At 43.5% G+C, this 24,951-nt stretch carries 20 protein-coding genes; 12 read left to right on the top strand and 8 right to left on the bottom strand.

Annotated features, from left to right (window positions below; translation table 11 throughout):
- Positions 1 to 75: 75 nt before the first annotated feature.
- Positions 76 to 354 (bottom strand): hypothetical protein, encoded by a 279-nt coding sequence (locus OH456_RS03865; RefSeq protein ID WP_270032839.1) that lies wholly within the window; start codon positions 352 to 354, stop codon positions 76 to 78.
- A gap of 305 nt (positions 355 to 659) precedes the next feature.
- On the opposite strand from OH456_RS03865, the gene OH456_RS03870 reads away from it, so the two are divergent.
- The 3 genes from OH456_RS03870 to OH456_RS03880 all read left to right on the top strand — a co-directional run bounded on the left by OH456_RS03870 (position 660) and on the right by OH456_RS03880 (position 2,761).
- Positions 660 to 1,244, top strand: coding sequence for an NAD(P)H-dependent oxidoreductase (locus OH456_RS03870; RefSeq protein WP_088878035.1), 585 nt, complete (start codon positions 660 to 662; stop codon positions 1,242 to 1,244).
- 235 nt (positions 1,245 to 1,479) lie between these two features.
- Positions 1,480 to 2,136 carry a DsbA family oxidoreductase gene (locus tag OH456_RS03875; protein ID WP_270032840.1) on the top strand — a complete coding sequence of 219 codons (657 nt, stop codon included), beginning with the start codon at positions 1,480 to 1,482 and terminating at the stop codon, positions 2,134 to 2,136.
- Between the two features lie 85 nt (positions 2,137 to 2,221).
- Positions 2,222 to 2,761 (top strand): redoxin domain-containing protein, encoded by a 540-nt coding sequence (locus OH456_RS03880; RefSeq protein ID WP_270032841.1) that lies wholly within the window; start codon positions 2,222 to 2,224, stop codon positions 2,759 to 2,761.
- An 82-nt stretch (positions 2,762 to 2,843) separates the two neighbouring features.
- Here OH456_RS03880 and OH456_RS03885 read toward each other — a convergent pair whose 3' ends face one another.
- The 5 genes from OH456_RS03885 to OH456_RS03905 form a co-directional block, all read right to left on the bottom strand.
- On the bottom strand, positions 2,844 to 3,209 hold the full coding sequence (locus OH456_RS03885) for a winged helix-turn-helix transcriptional regulator (RefSeq protein WP_088878038.1): 366 nt from the start codon (positions 3,207 to 3,209) through the stop codon (positions 2,844 to 2,846).
- A gap of 573 nt (positions 3,210 to 3,782) precedes the next feature.
- Positions 3,783 to 5,384 (bottom strand): BCCT family transporter, encoded by a 1,602-nt coding sequence (locus OH456_RS03890; protein WP_198557720.1) that lies wholly within the window; start codon positions 5,382 to 5,384, stop codon positions 3,783 to 3,785.
- Positions 5,385 to 5,393: 9 nt separating this feature from the next.
- Positions 5,394 to 6,731, bottom strand: a complete 1,338-nt coding sequence (dddP, locus tag OH456_RS03895) for a dimethylsulfonioproprionate lyase DddP (RefSeq protein ID WP_270032842.1) — start codon at positions 6,729 to 6,731, stop codon at positions 5,394 to 5,396.
- A gap of 524 nt (positions 6,732 to 7,255) precedes the next feature.
- Complete coding sequence (locus OH456_RS03900) at positions 7,256 to 8,275, bottom strand: aldo/keto reductase (protein WP_124941053.1); 1,020 nt, start codon at positions 8,273 to 8,275, stop codon at positions 7,256 to 7,258.
- Between the two features lie 205 nt (positions 8,276 to 8,480).
- A complete protein-coding gene (locus OH456_RS03905) occupies positions 8,481 to 9,365 on the bottom strand; it encodes a LysR family transcriptional regulator (RefSeq protein ID WP_124941052.1) in 885 nt (294 codons plus the stop codon).
- Between the two features lie 189 nt (positions 9,366 to 9,554).
- Here OH456_RS03905 and OH456_RS03910 point away from each other — a divergent pair, with 189 nt between their 5' ends.
- A complete protein-coding gene (locus OH456_RS03910) occupies positions 9,555 to 11,087 on the top strand; it encodes an aldehyde dehydrogenase family protein (RefSeq protein WP_239919895.1) in 1,533 nt (510 codons plus the stop codon).
- Positions 11,088 to 11,130: 43 nt separating this feature from the next.
- Positions 11,131 to 12,471: a lyase family protein gene (locus OH456_RS03915; protein WP_270032843.1), complete on the top strand. Its 1,341-nt coding sequence runs from the start codon at positions 11,131 to 11,133 to the stop codon at positions 12,469 to 12,471.
- 571 nt (positions 12,472 to 13,042) lie between these two features.
- Here OH456_RS03915 and OH456_RS03920 read toward each other — a convergent pair.
- A complete protein-coding gene (locus OH456_RS03920) occupies positions 13,043 to 13,522 on the bottom strand; it encodes a DUF1456 family protein (protein WP_270032844.1) in 480 nt (159 codons plus the stop codon).
- A 563-nt stretch (positions 13,523 to 14,085) separates the two neighbouring features.
- Here OH456_RS03920 and OH456_RS03925 point away from each other — a divergent pair.
- Complete coding sequence (locus OH456_RS03925; protein WP_006069509.1) at positions 14,086 to 14,355, top strand: hypothetical protein; 270 nt, start codon at positions 14,086 to 14,088, stop codon at positions 14,353 to 14,355.
- Between the two features lie 84 nt (positions 14,356 to 14,439).
- Here the strand turns inward: OH456_RS03925 and OH456_RS03930 are convergent, their stop codons facing one another.
- Positions 14,440 to 16,221: an ABC transporter ATP-binding protein/permease gene (locus OH456_RS03930; RefSeq protein ID WP_270032845.1), complete on the bottom strand. Its 1,782-nt coding sequence runs from the start codon at positions 16,219 to 16,221 to the stop codon at positions 14,440 to 14,442.
- Positions 16,222 to 16,576: 355 nt separating this feature from the next.
- Here OH456_RS03930 and OH456_RS03935 point away from each other — a divergent pair, with 355 nt between their 5' ends.
- The 6 genes from OH456_RS03935 (at position 16,577) to OH456_RS03960 (ending at position 24,910) form a co-directional block, all read left to right on the top strand.
- Complete coding sequence (locus OH456_RS03935) at positions 16,577 to 18,232, top strand: ABC transporter substrate-binding protein (RefSeq protein ID WP_062461093.1); 1,656 nt, start codon at positions 16,577 to 16,579, stop codon at positions 18,230 to 18,232.
- 116 nt (positions 18,233 to 18,348) lie between these two features.
- Positions 18,349 to 19,338: an ABC transporter permease gene (locus tag OH456_RS03940; protein ID WP_124941250.1), complete on the top strand. Its 990-nt coding sequence runs from the start codon at positions 18,349 to 18,351 to the stop codon at positions 19,336 to 19,338.
- Positions 19,339 to 19,351: 13 nt separating this feature from the next.
- Positions 19,352 to 20,290, top strand: coding sequence for an ABC transporter permease (locus tag OH456_RS03945; protein WP_063606825.1), 939 nt, complete (start codon positions 19,352 to 19,354; stop codon positions 20,288 to 20,290).
- Positions 20,283 to 21,290 carry an ABC transporter ATP-binding protein gene (locus tag OH456_RS03950; RefSeq protein ID WP_062461101.1) on the top strand — a complete coding sequence of 336 codons (1,008 nt, stop codon included), beginning with the start codon at positions 20,283 to 20,285 and terminating at the stop codon, positions 21,288 to 21,290. Before OH456_RS03945 ends, OH456_RS03950 begins: the two co-directional genes overlap by 8 nt.
- A 2-nt stretch (positions 21,291 to 21,292) precedes the next feature.
- Complete coding sequence (locus OH456_RS03955; protein WP_062461104.1) at positions 21,293 to 22,321, top strand: ABC transporter ATP-binding protein; 1,029 nt, start codon at positions 21,293 to 21,295, stop codon at positions 22,319 to 22,321.
- Between the two features lie 21 nt (positions 22,322 to 22,342).
- Positions 22,343 to 24,910: a glycoside hydrolase family 3 protein gene (locus tag OH456_RS03960; RefSeq protein ID WP_270032846.1), complete on the top strand. Its 2,568-nt coding sequence runs from the start codon at positions 22,343 to 22,345 to the stop codon at positions 24,908 to 24,910.
- Positions 24,911 to 24,951: the final 41 nt, after the last annotated feature.

The raw sequence follows: 24,951 nt of genomic DNA on the forward strand, positions 1-24,951 counted from the left end.
AAAAATAAGTTACGGAAAATTGCCTATTTAAAACTCATGAATAATAAAAAGTATAGTCGCAAAATAGCAGACTAATCATTTCTTTCCGCTTGCTGTTTTAGTAGTGCTGATATAAATCAAGTTAAAAAGACTGATGTCAAGCCATACAAACCAAGTCACCATAAATAGCAGCGTAAAAACGGCGAATTCGGTAAAACCAAGGTGAGGACTCAAGTAATTTCCCAGCACGAAAATCGATAAGACATGAGCCAAGTCGTGAAAAAGCCCTATCCAGTGCACATGATCGCTGCAGGTCTCCGCATCTTGATGGGGCTTGGGTTTGCGCCACAATGGATGTTTCTTGAATAAATCCATATAGTTACGTCCTTTGCAAGATCACTGTGCGCTAAGCCGCATGTTCTGTTCAGTATGTTAGCACCACCAATAATTTCAACTAGTTTATTTTTGGTAACCTTTAACCGTCTATCAACCCACACGCCCACTCCAATGAAAAAATAAAAGTACAGTAAAACATACACTTAAGAACATTCAATTCGATCTTTATGGTGGTTACTAAAAGTTAACTAATTGCACTAGAAATGTAGGTAACCATAATAAACCACAAGACAGCGAAATCATTATTCGCTCGGTAAACATCCAAATATTGAAGGGTTAATATCATGAGTAACGTTCTAATCATTAACGCACACGAACCATCTCCATTTTCTGAAGGCAAACTCAATGCGGCTTTAGTTGAGAAAGCTCGTACCCAGTTAGAATCAAAGGGTCACGAAGTTCGCGTAGTGACAATGCAAGATGACATCGTCGTTGACGAGCAACTGGCGAACTTTGAATGGGCAGATCGAGTGATCCTACAGTCACCTGTCAACTGGATGACCATCCCATGGTCTTTCAAGAAATACATGGATGAAGTATTCACTGCGGGTATGGGAGGCGCACTCTGTGCCTTTGATGGCAGAACGCCAGAAGAACCAAAGAAAAATTATGGAACAGGCGGCACTCGAACCAATACCAAATACATGCTTTCTTTCACATTCAATGCACCAGAGGAGTCATTTAATGATGATAGCGAATACTTATTCCAAGGTCGCGGTGTGGATGATTTGATGTTCCACATGCATGCAAACTTCCGCTTCTTTGGCATGACTGCACTGCCAACGTTTGCTTGCTACGACGTGATGAAAAACGCAGACATTGAGAACGACTTTGCTCGCTTTGAATCGCACCTAGACGCATACTTCTAAGAGGTAGTCATGAGCACTGGATTTACTAAACGTCAAGCGCTGGAAGTGCTGACTGGCCTGGCTGCTTAGCTTATCTCAAACTTCACTAACGCATTGGCGCACACTCAGCCGGATGCGCCATTCTAGAAGTTTGCGTGGACGCACCCTAGCGAACGTTAAACTCAGTTAAAGATAGCAAACGCAAATAAAAGCACTGTTTGCCGCGTGAGTACAGTGCTTTGAGTGGGAAACTCATATGAATAATACAATTAAGCTCGACATTATTAGTGATGTTGTCTGTCCATGGTGCATCATCGGATACAACCATTTAAAAGCAGCTATCAAACAGCTTGGCATTGAAGATAGCATCGAGATTGAGTGGCAGCCTTTTGAATTGAACCCTGATATGCCTGCTGAAGGTGAAAACCTTCGAGATCACGTTGCTCGTAAATATGGCAGTAGCGCAGAGGAAAGTAAGAACGCGCGCATCCGTATCGCCAGTATTGGGGCAGAGCATGGCTTCAAGTTTAACTACTTTGATGAAATGAAAATGGTGAACACTTTTGACGCACACCTTTTGCTTGATTACGCCAAGAGTTTGGGCAAGCAGACTGAGCTAAAATTACGTTTATTTACCGCATTCTTCAGTGAGCAGAAAGACGTCTCTGACCGTGAGATTCTTAAGCAAGAGCTAATTTCTGTAGGTCTTGAACCCGAAGAAGGAATGCGTTGGCTAGATGATGTGCAGCGACGAAGCTCAGTACGTAGTACAGAGAAACAATGGCAAAAAATGGGCGTATCGAGTGTTCCAACGGTGATTTTCAATGGAGAACATGGTTTTTCTGGCGCGCACTCAGTGGAAAGTTACAAACAGATCTTAGTTGAGTTAATAGCTCAGGCGAATCAACTCTAGGTTACTAAAAGTATACTGGTTGCAACTTATTTCTTAGTATCCTATCTTTTTCTAACTAGTTGTGACTTCAATCTCAGGAGCCCAGATGACATACTCACAAAAACTAAAAGCGAGTGACGCTTTTCCTACATTAGAGGCAACAAAGCTTGATGGAACCAAAGTCAAGTTAGGTCAACCTCAAGGTGATGCAACATGGCAAGCGGTGTTTGTCTATCGTGGTAAACATTGTCCACTTTGCACCAAATATTTGAATGAAATTGAGACCTATAAACAAGCATTTAGTGACTCAGGTGTTGATATTTTGGCAGTCTCTGGTGACTCAAAGCAACAATTGGAGCAACACCTAGAAAAGCTCGATATCAGTTTTCCTATCGCCTATGGCCTTACGGAGCAACAAATGAAGACTCTGGGGCTTTATATATCACTACCACGCTCCGAAGCTGAAACCGACCATAACTTTGCAGAGCCGGGGTTGTTTGTCGTCAATGAACACGGCAACCTACACGTGGTAGACATATCCAATAACCCATTTGTTAGACCTGAGCTCGGTGCACTGACCCGAGGTTTGGCATGGATTCGTAACCCAGAGAACCACTACCCTATCCGTGGCACACTAGACTACTGAATCGCCAGTTCGAAATACTACAAGGCAACCATATTGGTTGCCTTGCTACGTTAAAGAGGGAGTTAGATAAATGTAGCTCTCGCTATCTTAGCTGTATATTGTTGCTTTCAGACCATTTTCTCAACTCATCGAGAATTGTTAAAGCACTGCGCCCAAACTCGGTAAGTTCGTAGCTGACTGCCAGTGGTTTTTCATTGAGCACACGGCGTATTACCATGTTTTCACTTTCTAGCTCTTTTAGACGCTGATCGACCATCTTCTTGCTAGCACCGCCCAACATTCTTGAAAGGTCATTGAATCTCACTGGGCCATCTTTTAGATGGTAGATAATCGATCCCTTCCATTTTGAACCCAAAATCCTCATACCTTTTTCGATCGCACAAGGCTGAGTACAGGCATCAACGACGCTCTTACGCCCTTTTGGGTCAACTTCAACTTTTGCTTTCATACAGCCCCACGTCATTTTGAGAAACTAAGCAATGTAATTTTTCAGCATTGATAATAAAACGTCACTCGTAGTTATTGAACACGCACATCGAATAAGTATAAGAGTAGGCACCTAATGGCGAGCGCCTTACGGTATATTTTAGTTACCTAGAGATTGAATACAATCAGTATACTTTTAGTAACCTAGTTGATAATGAGCTGTAACAACTAATATAAAAGTCTCCATAGACTGACTGTACAGCTAGTTTTTTTGGCCATTTCGACTAACTTTTCTCGTCACAACACATGTCTATAACTTGTATTGGAGCAGTTTTGTGTTGCGTACTCCGTCAGCACACCTCTGGACAAAAGTGAGTCAGTGACTATTTTAATTTAGCAAATCATTGATAACTCTGTGTATGGAAAGACACTTAAACCGGTGTCCAACCTTTTATACATATATATAAGGGAAGTGTGGACTTTTGAGTGCTCTCCTACTCAAAAGTAGCTCTAAGGAGGAACTTGAAAGTGAGGAGAGCTGTATAGTCAGTGAATCGTCTATATTATTGACCTTTCGTAATCTAACTCAATATGATTACTTACCACCATGGATGAATTGAGCTTTCCTATATTCAATCTCTGTTTGTTCTGCTTTTCTAATTACTTCATCCAATTCGGCTCCTCGGGTTTTGGTAGCGGGTGAATAGACTTCAACATACACAGACTTCATAAACCCATAACTCATCATCGTTACCATAATGGCGAAAGGGCACCCCATAATAACGAGTAGCGATTGAATAGCGGTCATGCCTCCACTCATTAATAACAAGCTAGTGATACCAGAAATTGCAATTACCCAGCCAATACGTTGTGAAATCGGAGCATTATCTTCATCCTTTGATGTCAATGTATTAATAACAAGCGTGCCCGAATCAGAAGTCGTTATAAAGAACACGAAAATACTGAATAGTGCTAAGTAACTAGGTAGACTCCAATCAGATACCAACTCAAAGAACTTAAATAATGCCGACGAGGAGTTGGTCATCACTGCCGCACTTAACTCCTCGATACCTTGGTTATGAATAAGGTCCAACGCACTATTACCGAATATTGTTAGCCATGCGAAAGAAAAACCCACTGGTATAACAAGAACACCTACCACAAACTCTCGTATTGTTCTGCCACGTGAAATTCGAGCAATAAACAACCCCGTTGGCGCAGCGAAAGCAATCCACCAAGCCCAGTAAAATAGTGTCCAACCATAAAACCAATCTGGGTTAGTATAAGCGTAAGTATCAAAAGACAGGGGGACAAAGCTCGCCAAATAGTTGCCGATATTTTCAACTGTTGAGTTGAGGATAAAGGTTGTATTAGAGGCTAAAAATACATACGTCATTAGTCCAATTGCGACGCAGATGTTAATGAGTGATAGCGCTTTTATCCCTTTCTTTAGGCCAAGCACCAGTGAAATACACGTCGTTATTCCAATAATTGCAATCAAGACAATTTGATTGCCTGTGCTAATCTCCACGCCTAGTACATAATTTAAGCCAGTATTAATTTGTTGCACGCCAAAACCTAGGGGAGTCACAATACCAACCACTGTTGCAAGTACAGCAAAGACATCAATAGCTACTCCTAAAGGTCCATTGATTCGGTCACCAAATATTGGATAAAATGCGCTTCGCATTTCTAGTGGACGGCCTTTACGATACGCTGCGTAAGAAATAACAAGAGCTACAATAGTGTAAATAGCCCATGCATTGATGCCCCAATGAAAGAAAGTAATGTTCATTGCATCTCTCACTGCTACATCACTCTGTGCCTCAACGATAGGAGGGTTCATATAATGCATGACAGGCTCAGCGACGCCGAAAAAAACAAGCCCAATGCCCATCCCTGTGCTAAAGAGCATCGAACCCCATGCAAACCCTGAAAATTCAGGTCTCTCATTATCTTTACCGAGCCTTAAATCTCCAACACGGCTACATGCACTAAAAATTAAGATAGAGATAAACAATGCGACACTGCCCATATAAAACCAGGCAAACTTATGCGCGATGTAGTTTTTCAGATTTGAGAACATGTCAGTGCTTGCTTCTGGAGCAAGTAATACATAGACAAAGCACAGAGTTAAAATTATCCCAGCTCCCGCGCTTACTAGTAATTTATGAGTGTTTTTAGGTACGGATGTCATGTGCTGCTCCTACTTTAATAACTCTTTTTCAAATGGGTAGTTCGTTAGGTTTTCAAACCCATCTTCTGTGATAATGACTTGGTCTTCCAATTTGACCCCTTCTTTGCCGCCAACAGCGCCAACATATGCCTCAACACAAAGTGCCATGCCTGGCTCCAATACACCGTCATACCCATGACCTTCTAGATCTTCTGGATATCGTATTGAAGGGTACTCATCGCATAAACCGACACCGTGCATCATTACTCCATAGCGTTGTGGTCGGTATTTTTCAGGAAGTAAAAGGCCAGAGCGTGTTACTTCTTCGAATGTCATACCTGGCTTTAGTATTTCCATATTGTGTTGGATATGTTCATAGGCCACGCGGTATAAATGTCTCTGTTCTTCGGTCGCTTCTACATCACCGATTAGCCACGTGCGTGATAGGTCTGCACAGAATCCATAAGGACCAATGAGGTCGGTATCAAAAGCTAACAGCTCTCCTTCTTTAACTATGCGAGGACCGCACTCTTGGAACCATGGGTTTGTACGAGGTCCTGAAGACAGGATTCGACACTCTATCCATTCACCACCGCGCTTAATGTTTTCTGCATGTAACACCGACCAAATATCGTTTTCAGTGACGCCAGGAACAGTTGCCTCTTGCATTTTTTTCATTGCAATCTCTGTCGAAGCAATCGAACAGCGCATTGCGTTGATCTCATCAGTGTTTTTGACTGCTCTAGCTAGTTCCATCACTTCTTGGCCATCAAAGATATCGAGGCCTTGCTTATCGAGCTCACGCAAACCAACAATCTCGATCTTGTCTACAGCGATACGATTGCTCCCACCACCGTGACGCTTAACGATGTCAGCAATCTCTTTTGCAAAATGATGGGCGTGTTCATTGGTTCGATTTCCAGTTTCGAAGTAGAAGAATGACGCTCCATTACGTACTTCTTTCACAAGCGGTAGGTGTGCAGATAAATGGTCACAGTTATGGAAATCCCAAAGAATCATGTAGCCCTCTGCAGATACAAAACAAGCACGAGCGTGGTTGTGTGCAATCCAAAGCTGCATGTTGGTCGAATCTGTTGCATATCGAATATTCAAAGGATCAAATAACAACACCCCTGCCAAGTCACGGGCTTGCAATTGGTCTACAATGCGTTTTAATCGATACTCTCGCATTTTATGCAGATTTGGTGGAGTGAGACCTAGGTCTGCCCACTCTTGGAATGCAAGAGCAGTAGGCCCTATCTCGACTCTATCATTGTCGTTCACGCTTCCATCTGGTTTTAATTGTGCGGCACGTCGACGTGACGGATCTATTTTTCGATTGGAGCCAAGTACAAATTGGTTTGTCATTTTATTTCCCTTAATAAACCACCGTATTAACTGGGTTTAATGTTACAGCAATGTTATTGGTGATTGATGGAAATAAAGTCTCATACCTAAGAACAAAATTCGCTGGGTAATGAATCCTCTGATTAAACAATCGGTTAGATTAAGTTGAGCTTGAATGTCTATATGCCAATAGTGATAGCCATCAATAACGCGTTGTTAATTGAGTGTTGCATTTTGAAAGGTTTACTTTTAGTTCTGTGAGCTAAGTTTAATTGCCTGACGTGCGTAAAAGCCAATATCATTCTAGGTATCAGTAAGTTAGGTTGATTTTGTAAAACCAGTGGCTTGTAAAACCCTTGGGTTAGCAATAGAAGTAGATGGAGATAGTTGAGCTAACTGTTGACTATATCCGGAAGGGGTCAAAAAGTGTTAAGTATGACTGGCGTCATTCAGGAAGCTGACAGTTATAGATGGGGTTTTCAAATTAAAAATACAAAAAATGGCACGTTAAGTGCCATTTGAATACAGTTTGAATTATATGCCATTTATTCAGCGTAAATACCTTTGGGAAGGCGAGCCTCTCGAGGTATACGATTTCCTGCGGTGTAATCGTTGATTATGTCGCAAGGCGTATAATTGCGTTCTAACTCAAATATATCATCTTGATCTAGATTCATTTCCAACGCAGCTAGAGCGCTATTGAATTGTTCAGGTGTATCAGCACCAACTAACATCGAGGAAACGTATTGTTTAGATAGTACCCAAGCTTGTGCTACCTGAGCGGGGGCTACGTTGTGCCTCTGGGCTACGCGGGCAACAGAAGTAGAAATATCTAATGAAGCCTTGTCGTTATACATTTCGGCAGTAAAGAAATCGGTTTTGTTTCGGTTAGACTGCAGATCATTAGTGAGAATACCCCGAGCAAGAGGACTAAATACCGACACTCCGATGCCTTGGTCTTGGCAATATGGAATCATCTCTCTCTCTTCTTCTCGGTAGGCACAATTATATTGTAGTTGCATGTTGATAGGTTTTACCCAACCGTTTTGATCACATACCTGGATGATCTTAGCGAGCTGCCATGTATACATGGTTGAAACACCAATATAGCGAGCTTTGCCTGATCGAACAATATCATTCAGCGCGCACATTGTTTCTTCTATAGGGGTGTTTACATCAAAGAAATGAAGCATGTAAATATCTACATAGTCCATCTTCATACGCTTTAGCGATGCGTCAATGGAGTTCATTATATGCTGGCGAGAATGGCCTTGTGCGTTGATGTCATCATTCATTTGGTAGCCAACTTTAGTTGTTACAATCAGTTTGTCACGTTGTCCAATGCGATTGAGAACATTACAAACGACTTCTTCACCTGCCCCATATGAGTAAAAGTCTGCTAGGTCGATAAAGTTAACACCATGGTCGATAGCATGACGAATGATTGGTTCGCTCTCTTTCTCATTAAAGATCCAAGGCTTCCATTCTTTAGAACCCATGTTCATCGTTCCAAGGCACAAACGAGACACCTTGAGGCCAGAGTTACCTAGTTGTACGTATTCCATATTCACCTCTCGCATTATGTAAACGAAATGTTTAATTTTTGTTTGTTGACCTGAGTATTTAGATTCAAAAGCCAACAAAACACGAGTGAATATAAGTTAGGCTTGTATGAGTTTAGTTCATTACCGCATGCAAGGTGAATTTAAAACCTTAAAAAACAATTGGTTATATTTTTGCCTTCAATAGGGGTTATTTGAAAAATTGAAGCTAAGACACGCTAAGACACTCTTCTTTCAACCAGGACACAAATGCTTCAACTTTACTCGTACCGACTTTGGGAGTCGGGACATGAATGAAGTACCCATAGCGACTGCGGCATTGTAGAGGGTGGAACTGAATGAGCTCTTGTTTTTTAAGCGAGTGATAGACCATATTGAGATCTACAACCGCGAACCCGCCCCCAGCGATAGCTGTATTTATCACCTGCTCTTGAGTACTCATCGAAATCCCTTTTCGGTGTCCCTCTGCCAATTGGATATTTGCTGATTCAAGCCAGTCTTTCCATGCTGGGAGGTTATGGCCGTGGTGGCGAATATGGAGCATCTTATGTGTATGCGCCTCAATATTCATGCTCTCGGTAACAAGATCTTGATTGCAGACTGCTACGTATTTTTCTTTAAACAACAAGTTGTCTTTTGCATAGAACTCACTGACTTCATCAAAGAGGATTTCAATATCGTATAGGGTACTTTGTTCTCGTTTGCTATAGATCTGTAAGTCATACTGAGGAAATACTTTTGCAAAGTTAACGAGGTGAGCACTCAACCAACGACTGGTAAATGTTGGAGGGGCTAGGACAACTAATCGCTGTTGGAGATTGGGGTTTCGTATGACCTCTAATCCTTTCTCAACCTCAGAAAGAGAACGAGAAATTGTGTCGAGAACTTGCTCGCCAATCGGAGTTAACTCAAGAAGCCCTCGAGTAGATGTGCGTTTGAAAAGCGGTACACCTAAATACTCCTCAAGTTGCTTTATCTGTTTGCTAACCGCCCCCTGTGTAACATTTAAGATGTTTGCCGCAGCGGTGAAACTCAAGTGGGTGCCTGCAACTTCAAATACTCGAACTGCATTAAGCGAGGGTAGCTGTCTCATTATCTTGCTCCTAGTCACAAATACAACGACCTAGAACTCAAACTCAGTCACTGCGTTTCACATTAACTTCCGCAATAGCGCGCTTTTATAGATTTTTCTGAATTCTAATGATTAAATTTCATATGTTAATTACTTTTATTCGGTTGTTGTGAAATTGTGACATCTGTAAATTTTTAAGGACTGACCACAATGACAAATGCGCAGTTTGGAGAAAATATGGATACTCAATACAATTTAGCGATCACTACAGCTAAAGAGTGGCTAAGCAAAGACAAAAAACAATTTATTGGTGGCCAATGGGTTCTCGGCAACTTAGAGAATAATTGGATGGTTACCAACCCTAGCAATAGAGATGTGTTGTGTAACATCCCTTTAGCTGATGAGCAGTTAGTTGAAGAAGCGACGGCTGTTGCCTCACAAGCTCACCAATCTGGTGTGTGGAGTAAAGTGAGTAGGACTGAACGAGCTAAAGTTCTTCGCGATATTGCTCAAGTTATTCGTGATCATACTGAAGTCTTAGCGGTGCTAGAGACGCTACCAAACGGGAAACTTTTAACAGAGTCGTTGGCAGATGATATCCCAACTTGTGCTGATATCTTTGAGTACTATGCAGGTTGGACTGACAAGTTTTATGGCGAAACGTCACCTGTCGACCCTGAGTACCTTAACTTCACGAATAAAGAACCGGTTGGCGTATGTGCGCTTATCGCACCTTGGAACTTTCCTCTTTATCAGGCCGCGTTGAAAATTGCTCCGGCTTTAGCTATGGGGAATACGGTTATTCTTAAACCATCCGAGTTTACACCTTTGACCTCCTTATATTTGATAGAAAAAATTGTTGAAAACGTTGATATTCCAGACGGTGTTTTAAACTTAGTAATTGCTGATGGAGCGGCTTCAAATCAACTAACAGTCAGCAATAATGTGCAAAAAGTTTCCTTTACGGGCAGTACACCAATTGGACGCAAAATTATTGAGAATAGCGGCCAATCAAACATGAAATCAGTCACGCTTGAGCTTGGCGGTAAGTCTCCTTGTATCTTCTTTGAGGATACTGAAAACTTGGATGCAGCTATTGATCGTGCCTTTACTGTTATGTTCTCTCACAAAGGTGAAAAGTGCTCCGAACCAACACGATTCTTAATTCAAGAAGGAATTTATGACTATGTTCTCGAGAAACTGATTGCGAAAGCAGAGGCTGTTAAGTGTGGTGATCCGTTAGATCCTGAAAGTGAACAAGGGCCTCAATGTAATGAAGCGCAGTTCAATAAAATCATGTCTTACATTGAGATAGGTAAAACCGAAGCGAAACTGGTTGCTGGTGGTACGCGAGATACATCAAATGGGAATGATAACGGTTACTTTGTGCGACCAACGATTTTCTCAGAAGTACCTGAAGATGCCCGTATAGCTCGTGAAGAGATCTTTGGGCCAGTGCTTTCTTGTATCAAATTCAAAAGTGAAGAAGACGCCGTTAGAATAGCTAACAACACGGAATATGGACTTGCGGCAGGTATATACACATCCAATGTGACTCGCGCACATCGAATGGTTGATCAGATTGATGCTGGTATGGTGTTTGTAAACAAATATGGTTGCTATGGACTTGCCAGCCCATTTGGAGGCTTTAAACAAAGTGGCTGGGGTAAAGAAATGGCCATTCATTCGCTATCTTCTTACACAAAGACTAAGAGTATTTGGGTCTACTACGGCGAAAGCTAATCAAATATGTTGGGCGGTCCTATCCGCCCAATTAAGGAAAATCATGCAATACAGAATCGAAGTCGATAATATTGGTGAAGTGAAAATTCCGGCGTTACTCCCTTATGGTGCTCAAACACAGCGAGCTCTATATCTGTACCCCGTAGACAATCAAAAAACACTTGGCGACTACGCTTCACTTATCAACGCTGTTTTACGTATCAAATTAGCTTCTGCTCGTGTAAACAGGGAAATAGGAGAAATGGATCCAGTACTTTCATTGAACGTTGAAAACACCTGTCAGTCCATATTAGAAAACTACCAAAGGGAGCTATTCCCCGTTCACGCATTTCACGGTGGTGGTGGGATTTCCGTTAATATGAATGTCAATGAAGTCGTCGCGAACATTGTCAATCACAGTTATTATGCCCAGCCCTACGGCACTTATTCTCCCGCTCATCCGAATGATACCATTAACATGAATCATTCAACGAGCGACTGCTTGCAAACCGCAAGTCACTTGGCTGCGATTGAAGCCCTTGACCGCTTAGATATAACCATCGAGCGCTTGATATACGCGCTTGAGTATTTAATAGCGAATCACAGCAACAGTTCTAAACTCGCCAGAACCTGTATGCAGGATGCTGTCACGATTGAGTTTAAACAATTCTGGAGCGGTTACTTAGCATCACTACACACCTATCAAATGCACCTTAAAGCGTGTCGCAATGACCTTCAGGCTGTTAATTTAAGCGGTAATATCATTGGTCGAAGTGGTGACTGCTCAGCGGCTTATGCCGAGCGTTGTATCTCAGTACTTTCAGACGTTACCGGTATAGAGCTTCGCAAGAACGATAACTTGTTTCAATCCAGCCAATCATTCGATGCTCAAACTAATTGTGTGAGCCAGGTGGAGAACTTAGCGGGCTTTATTCTCAAGATAGCGAAAGACCTGCGTCTGATGTCTTCCGGTCCAGAGGGCGGTTTATCGGAAATTACGCTTCCAGCAGTACAGGCTGGTTCAAGTGCTATGCCAGGGAAAGTAAACCCTACGATTCCCGAGTTTGCCATTCAGTCTGCTATGCAAGCACAAGGGCATTGTTACTCATCTAAACAAGCACATATTCATGGAGAGTTAGATTATAACCCGTGGGGAATGCTACTGATTATCAATCTATTGGATGCGATAGATCACTTAGAGAAAGGTATTTCAGTACTAACTGAGAAGTGTATTCTCGGGATAGAAGTCAACTCAGAGACACAATCTCGTAATGAGTCTGCCTTAGTGCCACTCGTTGTACGGGTTAAGTCTAAGATTGGATACAAAGCGACTTTAGACCATGTTAAAGAGGCAAAAAACTCGATTGAATTAAAAGAGACGTTACAAGAGATACTCAAGCGGTGACTTCTACTCATTAATAGCCACTAATACTGTAACCGGAATGCTAGATTGTGGCACCGACTCTATTAAAGCGGCTTAAATCTTTTGATGTCGCTCCACCTGCGAGTGACAGTTCTGTAGACATTATTCAGATTAGAATAAATAGGCCAAATACCAATCTGCAAAGCATCACACGAAAGTTATGTAGCTTGTAATGGGGCAAATTCGTGTTACCAACGGCGTCAGTCGTGACCCTGCTCGCATGACCAAAAGTATGGAAAAACTCTATATACGTGGCCAGTTTTAGTGAATCACTACAAGATGTCTGGAATAGCTTGAACAGAATAGAGGCCCCCAACTGGCTTAAGGCTTTAGCTTGGGTTTATCTTGGTAGGGTCATAGGAGTCGGTGTGTGTCTTGATTCTAAAAGCTGACCAGATTTCAGCTTGGTTTGATAGGTATCTACTGAAGAAAGACAAAAAGTAGACATGATTGTGAAGCTCTAGTATCGGTCCTTAACATGATAAAAGCGAGTAGCCAAAATGAAATGGCTCTCGCTTTTTCATCAATTACCACGTTCGATTCGAGATAAAAATTACCCAGTAAACTCTTCAGAATCGGGACGATTGGTAAACTGCACACCATTTAAGAAGTCACACAACAGTTGGTCTTCACACTGTTTGTAGTTTTTGTTGCTTGGCTTGCGGAAATACGCACCAATTTCGTATTTACTTAAACTAATACCAACCACTTCTAATACGTCCAACACATCTTCTGCTTTCATGTCTAGCGCAATGCGCAGCTTCATGAGAATCATGTTGTTGGTCAACGCCATTTCTGGCTTAGGTTGCTCGCCGTCTTTTTTTCCTCGCTTGAGGTTAATAAAGCCATTTAAGAATACCGCCAACTCTTTATCCTTCATCTTCACGCAAGATTTGTCGCTTTCATCTTTTAACCAGTTTGCCACTTTATCGTGAGCCACAGTGACTTCGGCCTGCCCGAAAGCTTTCATTATCTGCGCGTTTTTAAGGTTTAACGCGTGTTGGATACGACGTAAAATTTCGTTGTTAGTCACTAGGGATTCCTAAAATGAGTTCTAAGGGTGAATAAAAATCCATCAATTACATGCGATCTGTGGGTGTCTTTATTCAATAGCGTAGTTGACGGTGACTCTAACAGAGAACACGTTTCTTCGGTAGGTTAAAAAATGGAAATAAGACGGCCTATTCGAACTAGTTGGCTAAGTTGGTAAGAGCTCATTTTCATAGACACTATGCTGATTAGAAGAAGTAGGTCAAACCACCTCACTGTGATTTGTGAGGTTGAATGTTACTGGCAAGGAATAGGGCAATAATAAGCTAGCCTCGTCACTCAGTTTGCGTAGTGGACCATACGATTCAGTGGCGCTGTCAGTAGATTCCTGCCTTCGCAGGAATGACGGGGTTTGAGTTTGGGTATTTTTCTTTGGAAATTTGCCCATCCTGAAATGCGCAGGGGAGTCGAAGAGTTACAGTGACGGGTGTTGTAAATGTCAGCGTATTAATGAGTGATCACTCAAGATTTGACAGTTTGTGTTGGCGAAATGACCAGACTTGGCTAGCTTCATAGAGTGACTACACTAACGACAAGGAGAATGCGATGGATTGTAGCTCGCTTGCGGTTTGCATGAATATTAACGGAACGGATTTGACGTTAGCATGGGGACCTAACAAAACTAAACAGCAGTGTCTTGACGAATACCACAGTATAACGGCCGACCTTAATGCTAAAACCTATACGCTCAACCTGAAAGATCATGCTGGCTCAACGCTGGTTAAACCGATTTCACACCGAAAAGCCTCTGAGTTAATGGACGAGTGGGGTGATATACAAAACAACTTGAACCAAGATCTAGATATCCACTGGTAGCGGCTCGAATAGAAACTTCTATGCCCTTGTTTGGATTTGACCAAACAAGGGCTTTTACATTAATGATTTGTATAACAGCTGCTGTTATCTCACGACGGGCTGTTTAAACTGTAACTCCACCAAACGTTTATATAGTTCGCAATTTTCTAGCAACGAATGATGATCGCCAATATCGACCAAACGACCATGGTCTAACACCGCAATTTGGTCTGCGTGCTGAATGGTTGAAAGACGGTGCGCGATGATGATAGTGGTTCTTCCGACCATTAACTCTTCTAATGCTTGTTGTACATGATGTTCACTCTCGCTATCGAGGGCGCTTGTGGCTTCATCAAGCAGAAGGATTTTTGGATCTTTGAGGATAGCGCGCGCAATAGCGATGCGTTGGCGTTGCCCTCCAGAAAGTCGCACGCCCCTTTCTCCTAAGAAGCTGTGGTAGCCATCTGGCAACTGCATTATGAACTCATGGGCATGGGCTTTTTTCGCTGCTTCAATTACTTGCTCATCGGTCGCGTCTGGATTGCCGTAACGGATGTTGTGAAAGACGTCGTGACTAAACAAAGCGGGTTGTTGTGGAACTAGTGCCATTTGCTTGCGAAGTTCGTGAGGGTCAAACTCTCGAATATCGACGTTACCTAACTTCACTTGTCCGGCTTGAGGATCGTAGAAACGCTGCAAAAGCTCAAATACCGTTGTTTTACCCGCTCCAGACGGCCCAACGAGTGCAAGTACTTTACCTTCGTCTGCTTTGAGGGTTAACCGTTCAGTGGCAGATTGAGAAGGTCGGGAAGGGTAATGGAAGGTTACATCGTCAAACGTAACTTCAGATCGCAGCGTATTGGTAGCATTGAAGATGCTATCAGGCGCCTTGATATGGCTGTCAACTTGCAGGATTTCTACCAAGCGCTCGGTTGCGCCAGCAGCGCGTTGCAACTCACCTAAGACTTCTGAAATGGTCGCTAAAGAAGAAGCTACCATAATTGCGTAGAATACAAAAGCACCAAGGTCACCGGCTGACATGGTGCCGTGGATCACGTCGCTGCCCCCAACCCAAAGCATGCCAGCAATAGCAGTAAAAACAATAACGATAACGCCAGAAATCAAGATAGCGCGCTGCTTAACGCGCCTACGTCCAATGTCATAAGCTCGTTCTACTTCCTCAGCAAAAGCCGCACGCTCTTGCGCCTCAAAACTGTAACTTTGGACCGTTTTGATATGTTCAATCGCTTCGCCTGCGTAGCTGCCTACGTCCGCCATAGAGTCTTGGCTTTGACGTGAGAGTGCTCTTACACGACGCCCGTAGAACAAGATGGGAATCAAAATAAACGGAACCGATGCTAATACAATGAGCGTCAACTTAATGTTGGTGGCAAACAACATGATAATGGCACCAATACACATAAGCGCACTGCGCATTGCCATAGAAAAAGAAGAACCAATGATACTTTGCAATAGCGTCGTATCAGTGGTTATTCGAGACATGATATCGCCGCTGCCGTTGGTCTCAAAATAACTCGGATGCAGAGTAATGATGTGATTGAATACCGCGAGGCGAATATCTGCGCTGACGCGTTCACCAACAGAAGAAACTAAATAGAATCTAAAAAAGGTGCCAATGGAAATGCACACGGTGACCAACATGATAAATTGAATCGCATTACCCAAGTCTTGCAGTGATTGCTGAGCAAAGCCTTGGTCAATTAAGATTCGAACCCCATGACCAACAGACAGAGTGAGGCCTGCGGTGAAGATGAGTGCTACCAGAGCGGCAAATACTTTGGCTTGGTAAGGGCGAATGAAGTTAACCAGTTCTAATAGAATACCTAAGTTTTTGCTCTTAGCTCTGGATTGATCTTGTTGTTGCATTGATGTGCCTAATCGTTCGCTTTATTACTTAAGGTTATGGGGGTGGATTAACAAATAGCAACACTATTGCCTATTTCTGATCCCAAAAGCGTGAGCTTGAATAGCCAGAGAATGAATTTTCATGAAATATTTCAACCTAAGTCAATGATTAATATAATTTAAATTATGAAAATTATAGAAAAGTTTCATGAGTGAGGAGGTTTCTGTGCAACGCTTTTTAGTTTTAACAAATAGGCAACCCATTGCCGATCCAATGTGGTTTTAGTCACGTTTATAAACCGAATTCCTCGCTAGTATCCTTGAAAAACAACGATAACGAACTTCGCCTACACAGTTCATAAACAAGGATAGATAGATGAAAAAAACGCTGCTTCTTACTTCTGCAATTGCTGCATCAATGGTTATCCCCGCTCACGCTGAAGAATCGTCTTCCATGCCAAACTTGAAGATTCTCAATGAATTCTCAACTGGCTGGGTGCGTAACTTTAACCCTTGGTTTGGTGGTCGTTCAGACTTTGCTTATGAATCGCTATACATCTTCGATATCTTAGACTCGAAAAACGTCCATCCTTGGCTCGCAACAGGTTATGAACTGAGCGATGATTTGACGGTACTGACTGTCGATCTTCGTGAGGGTGTTCTTTGGTCTGATGGGAAACCGTTCACGGCTGATGATGTTGTGTTTACTTACGAGTATCCGAAAGCACATCCAGAGATCGATACCGGCGGTGTCAGCGGTAAAGTTGACAAAGTCGAGAAGGTTAATGACCTACAAGTTAAAATCTATCTAAAAGAACCGAATGCGTTTGCAGCGCGCGATGTTCTTGGTGAAACGGTTCGTATCGTCCCTAAACATATTTGGGAAGGTAATGATTCGCCAGCCCAAAGCACGAATGATAACCCAGTGGGCACGGGCCCATTCACAGAAATCCAGCGTTTTACACCACAAGTTTATGTTCAGTGTCGTAACCCAAATTACTGGAATAAAGACCTCAAAATCGACTGTTTAGAGTTCCCGCAATTCTCAAGTAACGATGCAGCGCTAGAGATGCTTTCAAAAGGAATCGTGGACTGGGCAGGTATCTTTATTCCTGATATCGAGCGTACGTTTGTTTCTAAACATCCAAATAATAAGTACTGGTTCCCATCGAACGATGGTGTTCGAATCACATTCAACTACAAAACAGAGAATGAAGGCGCAAATAAAGCCTTCCATGATGTGAACTTCCGTAAAGCGGTAAGCCTATCAATGGACCGTGAAGCCATGATGATGATTGGTTCTTATGGTTACGTTGTCGGTGGAAACCCAGCAACAAACTTACCAAAAGGTATGTGGAATTGGCGTGACGAACAAGCCGACAAAACTTGGGCTGAAGTGAACCAGTACGACATTAACAAAGCTAAGCAGTTATTAGCAGACGGCGGTTACAAAGATACTAATGGAGACGGCTTTGTAGAGAACCCAGATGGCAGCAAATTAACCTTCAAAATCCAGGTACCAAGTGGTTGGAGTGATTGGGTAAACAACACTTCTATTGCGGTAGAAGGTCTGCGCATGGCAGGTATCGATGCAACGGTAATTACTCCAGAAGCTAATGCGTATGCGAAAAACTGGGAAACAGCGAACTTCGATGCCACATTCGGTGCTGGTTCGATGCAATCTTCAGTATGGAAGTTCTACGATTTCACTATGGGTTCTGAATACGTACAAAGTCCAGTGTGGTGGTCTACTACCGTTAGTAACTATGTTGACCCACAACTTGACCAGTGGATCTCAGAGCTAGGTTTGACTAAAGACGAAGATCAACAGAAGAAAATTGCGGCTAACGTAGAACGTTACTTTGCCGAAAATGTGATTCAAATTCCTCTTTACTACAACGGTATCTGGTACGCATATAACGACTCTCGCTTCGAAGGTTGGGCTAATGAAGATAATCAAATTGGTCACCCTGCACCTTGGAATGGCATGAGCCGTCTTGTTCACCTAATGAACCTAAAACCGAAAGGTTAATCCAGTTTAGCGTGGTCTCTTGAGCGAGGGAGGCTGCGCTTTTTTCTCTCACTTCTCTTACTTGTCGGCTCCCCATAAGGCGGAGCTGAGGGGAAAGTCTAATTGGAATTTAGGTTATGAGATATTTATTAAGCCGATTTGGCTTCTATTTGCTGGCCTTTGTCGCCGCAGTAACCATTAACTTTTTCTTGCCAAGATTGATGCCTGGTGACCCAATTCAATCATTTTTGGGGCGTCTTGCACAAAATGGTGGGCAAATTACACCAGAGACCATCGCTTCTCTTGAAGCTCTTTATGGTTATTCCACCAATACTCCACTGTTTCAACAGTTTTTAACTTACCTACAAAGCATCATGACGGGTGAGTGGGGAACATCGACACGTTTCTTCCAACCTGTATTTGATGTTCTTGGCCGTGGCATGTTGTGGACGTTGTTGTTGGTTGGTTCTTACCTTGTCGTGTCTTATACCATCACAACGTTGCTCGGTATTTGGGTGGCTTGGAAGCGAGGCACGTGGGTCGATTCTGTCATCACTGTGAGTTCGGTAGTGATATCGTCGATTCCTGCCGTAGTAATGGCTCTACTTATGTACTTTATCTTTGCATCAGATCTCGGCTGGTTTCCGACGAGTTATGCTTACGACCCATCGCTCGATCCTGCAATGAGTTTTGAATTTGTCAGCAGTGTGGCTTATCACTTGGCACTGCCATTGCTCAGCATGGTACTGCTTGGAATGGGCAACGTTATGGGCATGCGTTCCAACATGATCAACCAGCTTGGTGAAGACTTTATTGTCATGGGCTGGGCTAAAGGTGTGAAAGACAAAAAGGTGATGCTGCAATACGGTGCGCGCAACGCAGTGCTGCCAATGATCACTACATTTGCTATGTCGGTTGGCGCCATCTTCGCGGGCTCGCTGATTATCGAAATCATATTCAATTACCCGGGATTAGGACAGGTCATGTTCCAAGCCATGCTTGCGCGTGATTACCCGTTGATTCAAGGCTACCTGCTTATCATGACCATCATGGTATTGGGCGCTAACTTTATCGCAGATTTACTGCTGTTCGTGCTTGACCCACGTCTTCGCACTGAGTTGGGTTAAAGGAGTTAAGAGCATGAAATACTTTAAAATGGCTAAACAATTTTTCTTGGATAACCCCAAAGCTGCGGTTGGGATCTTCTTAGTCGCAACAGTGGTGTTGATGTGTGTTTTTGCACCGCTGCTTACCGATGTATTGCCGGGAGCTCGCGTTGGTCGACCACACCAAGCTCCAAACCCAGACAATATTCTAGGTACGACGCGAATGGGACGTGATGTCTGGTCTCAGCTCCTTTACGGTGGTCGCGTTTCGCTTATGGTTGGCTTCGTCGCTGGCACGTTTGTGATTGTAATGGCGATGGTGATAGGTATCGCTTCCGGTTACTTCGGTGGTGTGATTGATAACGTATTATCATTCTTTACTAACCTAGTGATGGTTATTCCAAGCCTACCGTTAATGCTGGTATTGGCTGCGTTCTTAGACCAAGTATCGCCTCTGGTTATCGCGATAATAATTGGTGCGACGTCATGGCCGTGGGGAGCTCGCGTACTACGTGCTCAGACCTTAGCGATTCGAAATAAGGACTTTGTCCACGCCGCTGAAGTGATGGGTGAAACCAAACCGAGAATGCTGTTTGCTGAAATTATGCCAAATATGATGTCGATTCTGGCGAGTAGTTTTATTGGTACGGTCATCTACGCCATTATGACGCAAGCGACCTTAGAGTTTATTGGGTTGGGCGACCCTCTTGCAGTGACGTGGGGCGGTATGTTGTACAACGCCGACCAAACTTCTGCGATACGTATCGGTGCGTGGTGGGAAATTATGGCCCCTTCTGTTGCGTTAGCATCGGTCGCCATTGGTCTAGCGCTTATCAACTTCTCGATTGATGAAATATCAAACCCGAAACTGAAAGCTCAACGAATCATGGCCCGTTATCGTCGTGAAGAGAAGAAAGCAGCGAAACAAGCTGCGAAGCAACAGCGCTTAGAAATGGAGAGTGCCAATGGTTAATTTCACACATACAGAAACGTCTAAGTTGGTGGATGTCCGAAATCTCTGCGTCGACTACGTGACTTTTGATGGCAAAGTTCGTGCAGTGAATAACGTCAGCTTTCACATTAACCGTGGCGAGATTTTAGGGCTAGCGGGCGAGTCAGGTTGCGGTAAGTCAACTATTGCTTACTCGCTAATGCGTTTGCACAGACCGCCTGCATTGATCTCTGAAGGTGAAATCCTATTCGAAGGTCAAGATGTACTGAAAATGGACGACGATGAGTTAAGAAACTTCCGCTGGAAGGATACGTCGATGGTTTTCCAAAGCGCAATGAACTGTTTAAACCCAGTGAAAACCATTGAATATCAGTTCTTTGATATTTTCGATGCTCATGGTTTGGTATCTAGCCGAGAGGAATCCATTGAGAAAGCGAAAGAGTTGCTCCGTATCGTAGATATCCCAACAGAGCGTCTGTTTGACTACCCACACCAGTTTTCTGGTGGTATGAGACAACGAGTTGTCATTGCTATGGCGTTAGCTCTAAATCCAAAGCTACTTATTATGGATGAACCTACTACTGCACTTGATGTGGTGGTACAACGCGAAATCCTGCAAAAAGTGTATGAGCTTAAAGAGCGTTTTGGTTTCTCTATTTTGTTTATTACCCATGACCTCAGTTTGATGGTGGAGCTATGTGACCGTATTGGCATCATGTACTCAGGTCAGCTGGTGGAGCTCGCACCATCGAAGATCATTTTGCAGCAACCAAACCACCCTTATGCACATGGCTTGGGCGACTCATTCCCGACATTAAAAGGTGAGTTACAAGAGATGAAAGGAATTCCAGGTTCTCCTCTCGATCTTAAAAATGTGCCTTCAGGCTGTCGTTTTGCGCCTCGCTGTTTTAAAGCCACTGCACAGTGCCGAACACAAGAACCTAATTTGGTCAGTTTAGGAGAGTCGCGTTGGGTGGCTTGTCATACTCCACTACAACTTGAAGCCGAAGGAGTGGCGTAATTATGAATGCAAGAAGTCCTCATATTGACCAAGCGGCATTGGATGCAAAGCATCCGGTTATTTTGGAAGCCAAAGACCTTTGCATCGATTTTCGTAAAAAAGGTGACTCAATTTTTTCACCAAAGCAGTACTTACGTGCTGTTAATGGACTCAATTTCCAACTACGTGAAGCGCGTTGTGTAGCAGTGGTTGGGGAGTCGGGGTGTGGCAAAAGTACCAGTGCAAAAATAGCGACTAAGATTCACAAGGCCACCGAAGGTGGTATCTATTATCACGGTACCAACATTGATGAGTTTACCTCTGGAGAAGAGCTAGATGCCTATCGACGCGATGTACAGATGGTATTCCAAGACCCGTTCAGTTCGTTAAATCCGCTACATACGATTCGCTATCACCTGATGCGTCCAATGCAGATTTACCACGGATTAAAACCGGGTAAAGAAATGGAATATCGCCTAATAAAAATCCTAACCCAAGTGGGTTTAACACCGCCGCAAGAAGTGTTGGATAAGTTTCCACATCAGTTGTCAGGCGGTCAACGTCAGCGTGTTTTCTTGGCAAAAACACTGGCTATTGGTGCGAAAGTGATTCTGGCGGATGAGCCAACGTCAATGTTGGATGTCTCGATTCGAATTGGTGTGCTTAACTTAATGAATCGCATGAAGCATGAGATGGGCAAGTCATTTATGTATATCACCCATGATATTGCTACGGCACGCTATTTTGCAGAAGACACCATAGTGTTGTACTGCGGTCATATGGTCGAGTGGGGAGACACAGAGCAAATCACGCAAAACCCGCAACACCCGTATACCCAGTTATTGCTTGCGGCGGTGCCGGATCCGAGCCGCAGCATTCACGAGAAACTACCAACGCACCGCTCAATGGAAACACCAATGTGGTCACCTGAAAAGAAAGGTTGCCCGTACGCAGGGCGTTGCCCACAGGCGAAAGCGGAATGTTCGCAGTATTTGCCTGAACCGGTAGAAATTTCAGCTAATCACTTTACTCGTTGTCATTTATTCACATAGTTTTGTATTTAGGAATTCAAGATGTCTTATCAAACACCTTACTTTAAAGAATGGCCACAAATTAAATCTGCAATCGCTAAAGACGCTGCAATAGAAAACGAAGTCGCAAGCATTGTGGCTCAGATGACTACCGAAGAGAAACTGGGTCAGATGATTCAGCCGGATCTTCGCGGTGTAAGCCCAGAAGAGGCTAAGCAATACAAGCTAGGCTCAATATTGAATGGCGGCGGAGCATGGCCAAACGAGAATAAGCACTCTAGCGCTCAAGATTGGAGCGATAAAGCGGATGAGTTCTGGCATGCCATTGAAGAAGCCTATGCAGATAGGCCATTCCGTATTCCATTTATGTGGGCGACTGATGCAGTACATGGTCACAACAATGTATTTAGCGCGACAGTCTTCCCGCACAACATTGGTTTAGGCGCAGCACGCGACCCTGAGTTGATTCAACGAATTGGCAAAATTACGGCGGTTGAAGTTGCAGCAACAGGATTAGACTGGACCTTTGCTCCAACAGTAGCAACGCCACGTGATTTACGTTGGGGACGTGTTTACGAGGGTTACTCTGAAGATCCTGAAATCACCTTCGCTTATGCCGCTAAAATGGTCACGGGCCTTCAAGGGACGGCGGATGATCTGAAAGGTGAGCATCATGTTATTTCTAACGTGAAACACTGGGTTGGAGATGGCGGTACGCTCACTGGGGTAGACAGAGGTAAAAATGGCTACTCAGAAGATCTACTCAGAAATATCCATGCAATGGGCTATTTCAGCGGTCTAGAGGCCGGTGCTCAAGTAGTCATGTCTTCATTCAATACATGGGAAAATGAAGCGAATTATGACCACAATCCTGAAGTAGGTGAGCGCTATAACTATAAGATTCATGGTAGTAAATATCTTCTAAATGATGTGCTCAAAGGCAAAATGGGCTTCGATGGTCTTATTGTCACGGATTGGCATGGGCATGCGGAAGTTAGCAAATGTACCGACGGCGATGCAACGTATGCGATTAATGCAGGTAACGATGTGTTAATGGTTCCGGTGCATGAGCACTGGATAGCGGTGTACCACAAAGCGCTAGAAGACATTAAGTCAGGTGTAATCCCAATGGAGCGTATCGACGATGCGGTTACTCGTATTCTCCGCGTCAAAATGCGTGCTGGTTTATGGGATAAGCCTTCACCGAAAAAGAGAGCACTAGCAGGCAAGCAATCTTTATTGGGTGCGCCAGAGCATCGAGAAGTAGCACGAGAAGCGGTACGCAAATCTTTGGTGTTATTAAAAAACAAAGATCAGTTATTACCTCTGAATCCAAATCAAAAAGTATTGCTTACGGGTAGTGCTGCAGACGACCTACAAAAGCAGTCTGGTGGTTGGAACTTAACGTGGCAGGGTGATGAGAATACACTTGATGATTTCCCGGGAGCAACGACGTTCAAAATGGCTCTTGTCAATGAATTGGGTTGTGACAATGTCACTTACGATCCGCAACTAGAGTCGACTATTCAAGCAGGCGATGTTGCAATTGTAGTCATTGGTGAAGATCCTTACGCTGAAATGATGGGTGATATCAAGGCCTGGCAAACACTTGAGTTTGGCAAGCTTAAACGTAGCTACAAGGCTGATGTAGAGAAAATTCACAAGTTACACAAGCTGGGTGCTAAAGTGATTACCGTATTCTACAGCGGTCGTCCTTTGTACTTAAATGAAGAGATAGCTAAGTCGAATGCCTTTGTCGCTGCTTGGCTTCCAGGAAGTGAAGGTGAGGGCATCACAGATGTGTTGATTGCTGACGCTAAAGGTAACGCTCGTTATGACTTCCAAGGTAAGCTGTCATACAGTTGGCCAAATAAAAAACGAAGTGCAACGGTCAGCCGTATTCCGCCACATATTCCAGATTATCAGGTGCCTGAGTTGGAGCAATCTCCATTGGGTGAGCACGCTCCGTTATTTGAATACGGCTACGGACTCAACTATTCAGATACGCTTCAACAGGCCGACCTTGACCAGATTGAGTTGGATGAGGCTGGTACTCAGGGCGAAGGTGTCGCCGATAGTGCGACAGAGATATACGGTATCAAATCGACAATTGGTGATTTCCAACTGAAAGTCGCCGATTTTGTTCATTGGATCGGCAGCGATGTATCGCGCAACAATCCTATGTCTCTGAGAACGATAGATACCAAACCGTATAACTATCAGCAGCAGCAAGATGCGGTAGAGTTGACGTTCAAAGGTGGGTTTGCTGCTGCGTACATCCAAACTGGTGATGGTGGTATCGAGAACTTATCAGGTTATAACTCTGCCAAGGGAATGCTGAGTTTTGAGGTTAAGGTTTCTAAAGCACCTAAGCAGCCAGTTTATTTGTCTCTGCAAAAGTGGACGGAGAATAAGCTTCCAGATGACGTAGCTAAAATTGATATTGCCGATAAGCTGCAGTCTATTGACGAGTTTGTGACTATTGATATTCCAGTCTCACTTTTTGTCGCTCAAGATGTGGACCTCGCATTTTTGGATACGCCGTTCATGCTATTTAGTGAAGGAGAGTTCAAAACGGTACTCGCTAATATCCGTTGGCATAATGACTAACCAGTGACGTTCAAATTGTTTAGTCAAAGGCTCCTAAATAA

Source organism: Vibrio sp. La 4.2.2, assembly GCF_027586995.1.
In the GTDB taxonomy this organism is placed as follows: domain Bacteria; phylum Pseudomonadota; class Gammaproteobacteria; order Enterobacterales; family Vibrionaceae; genus Vibrio; species Vibrio mediterranei.